Genomic DNA, 8835 nt, shown 5'->3' on the forward strand with positions numbered 1-8835 from the left:
GGGACGCAAACAGCGCCGCGTGCGTCGACAGCGGGCTTAACGATCGCGGGGTTTGTCGCTAACGTGTTCCAGGTGAGCCAAGCCAACACGCCGTCCCCGTCCGACCCGGCCGCGAGCCCGGCCGGCACGTCCGCCCCCGACTCCCCGACGACGTCCGCCGCCGAGGCGGCCGTGCCCGGCGACGGGACCGCAGTCCCGGCCGAGCAGCCGGCGAAGAAGGCCCCGGCGCGCCGCAGGGCCTCGACCGCCAAGCAGGCCCCGGCCGCGGACGCCGCCTCCGTCGAGGACGAGCCGGGCATCTCCGTGGTCCCCGCCGCGGAGACCGGCACCCGTGCCCGCAGGACCTCGACCCCGAAGACCTCCACTGCCAAGACGTCGACCGCGAAGACCCCGGCAGCCCGGACGTCGACGACGAAGAAGGCCACGACCACGCGCAAGGCCCCGGCGACGCGCCGGAAGGCCGCCGGGTCGGCGTTCTCCCGCGAGGACCTGGTCTACGGCCGGATCCCGATCGTCGGCGTGAGCCCCGTGGTCGAGGACGGGCGCTTCCCGGCCAAGGCCGTGCCGGGCGAGTCGATCCGGGTGGGCGCCACCGTGTTCCGGGAGGGCCACGACGCCCTCGGCGTGACCGCGGTGCTCTACGACCCGCAGGGCACCGAGACCGAGCGGGTGCCCATGCGCCTGACCACCGCCGGCACCGACCGCTACGAGGCGTGGCTGACCCCGACCTCCGAGGGCGCGTGGACCTTCGCCGTCGAGGGCTGGGGCGACCTCTACGAGACCTGGCGGCACGCCGCCGAGATCAAGGTGGGCGTGGGCCAGGACGTCGAGCTGATGATGGCCGAGGGCGTGGTGCTCTTCGACCGCGCCGCCGCGGAGCCCGGGCGCCCGGACTCCGACGTCGAGCTGTTCCGCTCCGCCTCCCGGACGCTCGGCAACCAGGAGCTGCCCGCCGAGCACCGGCTCGAGGCCGGCACCTCGGCGGAGGTCCTGGCCGTGGTCGCCGAGCGTCCGCTGCGCGATCTCGTCACCGAGAGCCGCCGCTATCCGCTGAAGGTCGAGCGCACCGCCGCCGGCCGCGGGTCCTGGTACGAGTTCTTCCCGCGCTCCGAGGGCGCCGCCCTCGACCCCGAGACCGGCACGTGGACCTCCGGGAACTTCCGGACGGCCTCCGAGCGGCTCGAGGCCGTGGCCGGGATGGGCTTCGACGTGGTCTACCTGCCCCCGATCCACCCGATCGGCACGGCACACCGCAAGGGCCCCAACAACACGCTCGTGGCCGGGCCCCAGGATCCCGGGTCCCCGTGGGCCATCGGCGCCCCCGAGGGCGGGCACGACGCCATCCACCCGGACCTAGGCACGTTCGAGGACTTCGACGGGTTCGTGGCCCGCGCCGCCGACCACGGCCTCGAGGTCGCCCTGGACCTCGCCCTGCAGGCGTCCCCGGACCATCCCTGGGTCACGGCGCACCCGGAGTGGTTCACGACCCGGGCCGACGGCTCGATCGCCTACGCCGAGAACCCGCCGAAGAAGTACCAGGACATCTACCCGATCAACTTCGACAACGACCCCGAGGGGCTGTCCCTCGAGGTGTTGCGGATCGTGGAGCTGTGGATCTCCCACGGCGTGAAGATCTTCCGGGTGGACAACCCGCACACCAAGCCCCTGTGGTTCTGGGAGTGGCTGATCGGCACCGTCAACGCCAAGCACCCCGAGGTGGTCTTCCTGGCCGAGGCGTTCACCCGGCCCGCCATGATGCAGGGCCTCGCCCGGGTGGGCTTCCAGCAGTCCTACTCCTACTTCACGTGGCGCAACACGAAGAAGGAGATCGAGGAGTACCTGCACGAGATCAGCCACGAGACCTCGGCGGTGTACCGGCCGAACTTCTTCGTGAACACCCCGGACATCCTCACGGAGTACCTCCAGTTCGGCGGTCCCGCGGCGTTCCGGATCCGCGCGGTGCTGGCCGCCACGGGCTCCCCGCTGTGGGGCGTCTACGCCGGCTACGAGCTCTTCGAGCACGTGGCCCGGCAGGGCGCCGAGGAGTACGTGGACAACGAGAAGTACCAGTTCCGCCCGCGGGACTTCGCCGGGGCGGAGGAGCGCGGGGAGTCCCTGGCCCCGTACCTCACGCGGCTCAACGAGATCCGCCGCCGGCACGCCTCGCTGGGCGACCTGCAGAACCTGACGGTGCAGTCCACGTCCGACGACGCCCTGGTCGCGTACACGAAGACCAAGACGGTGCGGCACGGCGGCTCCGCCTACAAGGACACGATCATCGTGGTCGTCAACGTGGACCCGCACGCGACCCGCGAGGGCACGGTCTGGCTCGACCTGGAGTCCCTGAACCTGGACGACGCCGACTTCAACGAGGACGGCAGCTTCTGGGTGGACGACCTGCTCAGCGGCCACTCCTGGAAGTGGGGCACGCACAACTACGTGCGCCTCGATCCGCACCACGACCCCGCGCACGTCCTGCACATCCGGCGCAACGTCAAGTAGGGGACCTTCCGGACCCCGTCGGGGCCCTCCCGGGCATCGCCACCCGGGAGGGCCCCCTTCCCACCCGAAGGCCTCCGACCCACCTGCCCGAAAGGCGGCACCCCCGCATGAGCATCTCGCCGTTCTCGCTCAACGCCCCCGGAATCTCCCACGACCCCGACTGGTTCCGCAAAGCGGTGTTCTACGAGGTCCTCGTCCGGGCGTTCTCCGACGCCAACGGTGACGGCTCCGGCGACTTCTCCGGCCTGATCGACAAGCTGGACTACCTGCAGTGGCTGGGCATCGACTGCCTCTGGCTGCCGCCCTTCTTCGAGTCCCCGCTGCGCGACGGCGGCTACGACATCTCGGACTACTACTCGGTCCTGGACGAGTTCGGCACGATCAGCGACTTCAAGCGGCTCGTCGCGGAGGCGCACGCCCGTGGCCTGCGGGTGATCATCGACCTGCCGCTGAACCACACCAGCGACCAGCACCCCTGGTTCCAGGCCTCCCGCGAGGACCCGGACGGTCCCTACGGCGACTTCTACGTCTGGTCGGACACGGACGAGCTGTACCAGGACGCGCGGATCATCTTCGTGGACACCGAGGAGTCGAACTGGACGTTCGACCCGATCCGCCGCCAGTTCTTCTGGCACCGGTTCTTCTCCCACCAGCCCGACCTCAACTTCGAGAACCCGGCCGTGGTGGAGGCCGTCCACGACGTGGTGAAGTTCTGGCTGGACATGGGCATCGACGGCTTCCGCGCCGACGCGATCCCGTACCTGATCGAGGAGGAGGGGACCAACTGCGAGAACCTCCCCGGCACCCACGACTTCCTCGTGCAGCTGCGCCGGATGATCGACGAGGAGTACCCCGGGCGCGTGGTCATCGCGGAGGCGAACCAGATGCCGCACGAGGTGGTGGAGTACTTCGGCACCGAGCAGGACCCGGAGTGCCACATGTGCTTCCACTTCCCGATCATGCCGCGGATCTTCTACGCGCTGCGGGACCAGAAGGCCGCCCCGATCGTGGACACCATGCAGGAGACGCCCGACATCCCGCGCGGGACCCAGTGGGGCACGTTCCTGCGCAACCACGACGAGCTGACGCTCGAGATGGTCACCACCGAGGAGCGCCAGGCGATGCTGGGCTGGTACGCCCCGGACTCCCGGATGCGCGCCAACGTGGGCATCCGCCGCCGGCTGGCGCCGCTGCTGGACAACTCCCGGGCGGAGATCGAGCTCATCCACGCCCTGCTCCTGTCCCTGCCGGGCAGCCCGTTCCTCTACTACGGCGACGAGATCGGGATGGGGGACAACATCTGGCTCGACGACCGTGACGCCTCCCGCACCCCGATGCAGTGGACCCCGGACCGCAACGCCGGCTTCTCCAAGGCCGACCCGGGCAAGCTGTACCTGCCCGTGGTCCAGTCGCTGGTCTACCACTACAACCAGGTCAACGTGGAGGCACAGCTGGCGTCGTCGTCGTCCCTGCTGCACTGGATGCGCCAGATGCTGGCGGTGCGGAAGGCGCACCCGGCGTTCGGTCTGGGCAGCTACGTCAACGTGGAGACCGACCACGACTCCGTGCTCGCGTTCCTGCGGGTGCTCCCGGACGAGGAGACCGAGGACGGCCGCGGCGAGACGGTGCTGTGCCTGTTCAACCTCGCCCACACCCCCGCGTGCGCCCGCATCCGGCTGCCGCAGTTCGCGGGCCGCGGGCTGCGCGAGCTCTTCGGCGGAGACCTGTTCGGGGAGGTGGACGAGGCCGGGGAGTACCGCATCACCCTCGGCAGCCAGGACTTCTTCTGGCTGCGGCTGCGCGCGGCCCGCCGCGACGACGGCACGCACCCGCAGACCACGGCCCTGCCGATCATCACGCCCGCCAAGACGTCCTGAGCGCGACCGCGCGTCCGGCCACCACCTCGCCCGCCCCGGAAGGACCCGATCCCATGACCGACCAGCACCCCGACGAGCTCCTCGACCTCCTGCGGCGCTGGCTGCCGAAGCAGCGGTGGTTCCCCTTCGCGGAGGGCGGCGCGGGCGCCGACCTGCGGGTCCTCGCCCAGCTCGCCCTGCCGGAGCAGGCGGGCGGCACGGCCCGGGTGCTGCTCGTGGAGGCCTCGGCGGGGGACCGCACCGAGCTGCTCCAGGTGCCGCTGACCCTGCGCGCGGCGCCCCTCGAGGGCGCGGAGCGGTTCCTCGTGGCGGAGCCGACGGCCCCGGCGGACACCGGTGCCGGGCCGGAGGCCGCGCCGGGCGCGGAACAGGGTCCCGGTCCGCTGCGGGCGGCGCGCAAGCTCAAGGACCGCGCCGCGCGGGCCGGGCGCGCGGTGGCCGACCGCACCGGTCTGCCCGTGCCCGGGGCCGACGGCGCGGTGGCCGGCTCCTGGGTCTACGACGGCGTCGGGGACCCCGCCTTCGTGGGCCCCGCGCTCGCGCTCATGCAGCAGCAGGAGACCGCCGGGGGCGGGCCGCTGGGGCTGTCCCTGACCGGTGCGCACGGGAACGCGCTGCGCGTGCCCTACGCCGTGGAGTCCCGCGAGCAGGTCCGCGTGATCGCCAGCGAGCAGTCGAACTCCTCGGTGATCATCACCCCGCCGCCGGGCCGGGCGCAGGCCGACGCCGTCATCGTGAAGTTCTTCCGGGTGGTGGGCGAGGGCGCCAACCCGGACGTGGAGGTCGGCCACGAACTCACCGCTCTCGGCTGCCCCGCGGTCCCCGCCACGTTCGGCTGGCTCGACGCCCGCTGGCGCACCGGCCTGGCCGCCGCGGAGGGCCAGCTGGCGGTGGCCACCGAGTTCCTCGCCGGCTCCGCCGACGCCTGGGGCCGGGCCGTCGAGGCGGCCGAGCAGGGCGCCGACTTCACCGACGAGGCCCGCGAGCTGGGACGCACGACCGCCCGCGTGCACCGGGACCTGGCGCGCGCCTTCGGCACGGAGACCCCCGACGACGCGGCCCGCACCCGCCTGCTGGACGGCCTCGCCGGGCGCATCCGGTGGGCCCGGGCGGAGTCCGGGTCCCTGTTCACCGAGCACTCGGACGCTCTCGACGCGCTGCTGGGGTCCCTCGACGGCGTGACCGACCTGCCCCCGCTGCAGCGCATCCACGGGGACTACCACCTGGGGCAGGTGCTCCAGACGGAGGAGGGCCAGTTCAAGGTCCTGGACTTCGAGGGCGAGCCCCTGCGCCCGATCGAGGAGCGCACCAGGCCGGACGTGGCCCTGCGCGACGTCGTGGGGATGCTCCGCTCCTTCGACTACGCCGCCGCGTTCGGGGCGCGCGCCGGGGCGGGGGACACCGAGGAGTGGGGCCGCCGGACCGCGGAGGCCTTCCTGTCCGGCTACGAGCAGGGCGCCGGGCACGTCGTCGACCGCGACTCGCCGCTGTTCCGTGCGCTGTGGCTGGACAAGGCGCTCTACGAGGTCGTCTACGAGCAGCGCAACCGGCCGGACTGGCTGGGCGTGCCGGCCGGAGCGGTGCGCCGTTTCCTGGAGGATCTGCCGTCGCGTAGCGTGAACCCTGAACCCGCCGGCGCGGACTCCGCATCCGGCACCGGCCAAGACGACGACAGGTCCCGTTCCGCGCGGCGCGCTGCGACGGAACCGGGAACGGAAATCGAGGACGAAGTGACCGCCAGCACCCCGCAGGACCGATCCGACCCCGTCCGGGCGACCGGCCACGACGTCGCCCCGGCAGGGCCCGTCCCCGTGCCGGAGCACGTGCTCGCCGCCGTCTCCGAGGGCCGCCACCACAACCCGCACGGGGTCCTGGGCGCCCACCTGGGCCCGGACGGCAGCGTCACGGTGCGCACCCTGCGCCGATTCGCCACGGCGGTCGCCGTGGTCACGCAGGACGGCACCTTCGAGCTCGAGCACGAGTGGGGCGGCATCTTCACGGGTGTGGTCCCGGCCCACGAGCCGGGCCGGATCCCCGACTACCGGGTGGACGTGACCTACCGGGACCTCGAGCCGCAGCGGATGGACGACCCGTACCGCTTCGCGCCCACGCTGGGCGAGCTCGACCTCCACCTGATCGGGGAGGGGCGGCACGAGACGCTGTGGACCGTCCTCGGCGCCCACATGCGCCGCTACCCCTCCGCCCTCGGGGACATCACCGGCGTGAGCTTCGCCGTGTGGGCGCCCAACGCCCAGGCCGTGCGGGTCATCGGCGACTTCAACGGCTGGGACGGCAGCGAGCACGCGATGCGCTCCCTCGGCTCCTCGGGCGTGTGGGAGATCTTCGTGCCGGGGCTGGGCTCCGGCGCCACCTACAAGTTCCGCATCCTCGGCCGGGACGGCGGCTGGCGGGAGAAGGCCGACCCCATGGCCTTCGGCACCGAGGTCCCGCCCTCCACCGCGTCGCGCGTCTTCGAGTCGACCTACGAGTTCCAGGACGACGCCTGGCTGGCCCGCCGTGCGGCCACCGACCCCCACAACGCCCCGATGAGCGTCTACGAGCTGCACATCGGCTCGTGGCGGATGGGGCTGGGCTACAAGGACCTCGCCAAGGAGCTCGTGGAGTACCTCACGTGGCAGGGCTTCACGCACGTGGAGTTCATGCCCGTGGCGGAGCACCCGTTCGGCGGGTCCTGGGGCTACCAGGTGACGTCCTACTACGCGCCGTCCTCCCGCTTCGGCAGCCCGGACGAGTTCCGCTACCTCGTGGACCAGCTCCACCAGGCCGGCATCGGCGTGATCGTGGACTGGGTCCCGGGGCACTTCCCCAAGGACGAGTGGGCCCTGGCCCGGTTCGACGGCGAGCCCCTGTACGAGCACGCCGACCCCCGCCGCGGCGAGCACAAGGACTGGGGGACCCTGATCCCCGACTACGGCCGCAACGAGGTCCGCAACTTCCTGGTGGCCAACGCCTCCTACTGGCTGGACGAGTTCCACGTCGACGGGCTGCGCGTGGACGCCGTCGCCTCCATGCTCTACCTGGACTACTCGCGCAACGAGGGCGAGTGGGAGCCGAACATCTACGGCGGACGGGAGAACCTCGAGGCCATCGCGTTCCTCAAGGAGGCCAACGCCACGGCGTACAAGCGCACCCCGGGGATCGTCATGATCGCCGAGGAGTCGACCTCGTACCCGGGGGTGACCCGGCCCACCGACGCCGACGGACTGGGCTTCGGGCTGAAGTGGAACATGGGATGGATGAACGACACCCTCGAGTACATGGCCGAGGACCCGGTCAACCGGTACTACCACCACAACAAGCTCACGTTCTCGCTCGTCTACGCCTTCTCGGAGAACTTCCTGCTGCCGATCTCCCACGACGAGGTCGTCTACGGCAAGGGCTCCCTGCTGCGCAAGATGCCCGGGGACCGGTGGCAGCAGCTGGCCAACGTCCGCGCCTACCTGGCCTTCATGTGGGCCCACCCGGGCAAGCAGCTGATCTTCATGGGCACCGAGTACGCCCAGGAGTCCGAGTGGTCCCAGGAGCACGGACTCGACTGGTGGCTCTCCGAGACCCCGCCGCACAAGGGCGTCCAGGAGCTCGTGCGCACCCTGAACACCATCTACCGCGACACCCCGGCGCTGTACGAGCGGGACAACAACCCCGCCGGCTTCGAGTGGATCGACGCCGCCGACGCCGGGCGCAACACACTGTCCTTCACCCGGTGGGACGAGCAGGGCAACCCGCTGGTGTGCGTCGCCAACTTCGCCGGCAACCCGCACGAGAACTTCCGGCTGGGTCTGCCGTGGGCCGGCGACTGGACCGAGGTGCTCAACACCGACTCGGAGCACTTCGGCGGTTCCGGCGTGGGCAACCTCGGGAAGGTGAGCGCCACCGAGGGCGCCCACAACGGCAGCCCGGCGTCCGCCGTGCTGACCGTCCCGCCGCTGGCGGTGCTGTACCTCAAGCCTGCCGAGCACTGAGACCGGGCCGGTCCTCCCGATGGGACGGGACCGGTGCACGGGGGGAAGGGGCCCGGGTCTTCGGACCGGGGCCCCTTCCCCGTTCCCAGCCGGTGCTGCGGAGCACGGAACAGCCAGGTTGCACGGGAACGGCGAACCGGGTAACTTCTTCCAAGTCGTCGCGGCGAGGAACTCCTCCGGGAGCACCACGGGACGGCGCCCCACCCACATCGTTCCGGACCGGACGGCCAGCGCGCCGCGAGGTGCCGGGGACGTGCTAGGGTGGCGGCTCGCGAGCTTCGCCGGACGGCGGCTCCAGTCACGATCGGGTCACCAAGTGTTCACCCGAGATTGACCGGACCGACCGGGAGGGCTAAGGTTGCAGAGCACTCCGGGAGCCGGATGTCCAGTGGGACACGCTCACCGGTCTGTTGTTTGAGAACTCAATAGTGTGCCATGTTTGTTGATACCGATTGTTTTATCGGTTGATGGTT

3 protein-coding genes are annotated in these 8835 nt (G+C 71.4%); all 3 read left to right on the forward strand.

What is annotated here, in order from left to right; all coding sequences use genetic code 11:
- The first annotated feature begins 63 nt into the window (after positions 1 to 63).
- The 3 genes from ABL57_RS08525 to glgB all read left to right on the forward strand — a co-directional run bounded on the left by ABL57_RS08525 (position 64) and on the right by glgB (position 8362).
- Positions 64 to 2502, forward strand: a complete 2439-nt coding sequence (locus tag ABL57_RS08525) for an alpha-1,4-glucan--maltose-1-phosphate maltosyltransferase (RefSeq protein ID WP_047803026.1) — start codon at positions 64 to 66, stop codon at positions 2500 to 2502.
- 107 nt (positions 2503 to 2609) lie between these two features.
- A complete protein-coding gene (gene treS, locus ABL57_RS08530; RefSeq protein ID WP_047803027.1) occupies positions 2610 to 4379 on the forward strand; it encodes a maltose alpha-D-glucosyltransferase in 1770 nt (589 codons plus the stop codon).
- A 53-nt stretch (positions 4380 to 4432) separates the two neighbouring features.
- Positions 4433 to 8362: a 1,4-alpha-glucan branching protein GlgB gene (glgB, locus tag ABL57_RS08535; protein ID WP_047803028.1), complete on the forward strand. Its 3930-nt coding sequence runs from the start codon at positions 4433 to 4435 to the stop codon at positions 8360 to 8362.
- Positions 8363 to 8835 lie beyond the last annotated feature (473 nt).

Origin of the sequence: Kocuria sp. SM24M-10 (assembly GCF_001027955.1) — a bacterium.
Taxonomy (GTDB): Bacteria; Actinomycetota; Actinomycetes; order Actinomycetales; family Micrococcaceae; genus Kocuria; species Kocuria oceani.

What these genes read in the sequence shown, in the direction of transcription:
- treS (WP_047803027.1), top strand. Translation starts at nt 2,610, where the DNA reads ATGAGCATCTCGCCGTTCTCGCTCAACGCCCCCGGAATCTCCCACGAC.
- glgB (WP_047803028.1), top strand. Translation starts at nt 4,433, where the DNA reads ATGACCGACCAGCACCCCGACGAGCTCCTCGACCTCCTGCGGCGCTGG.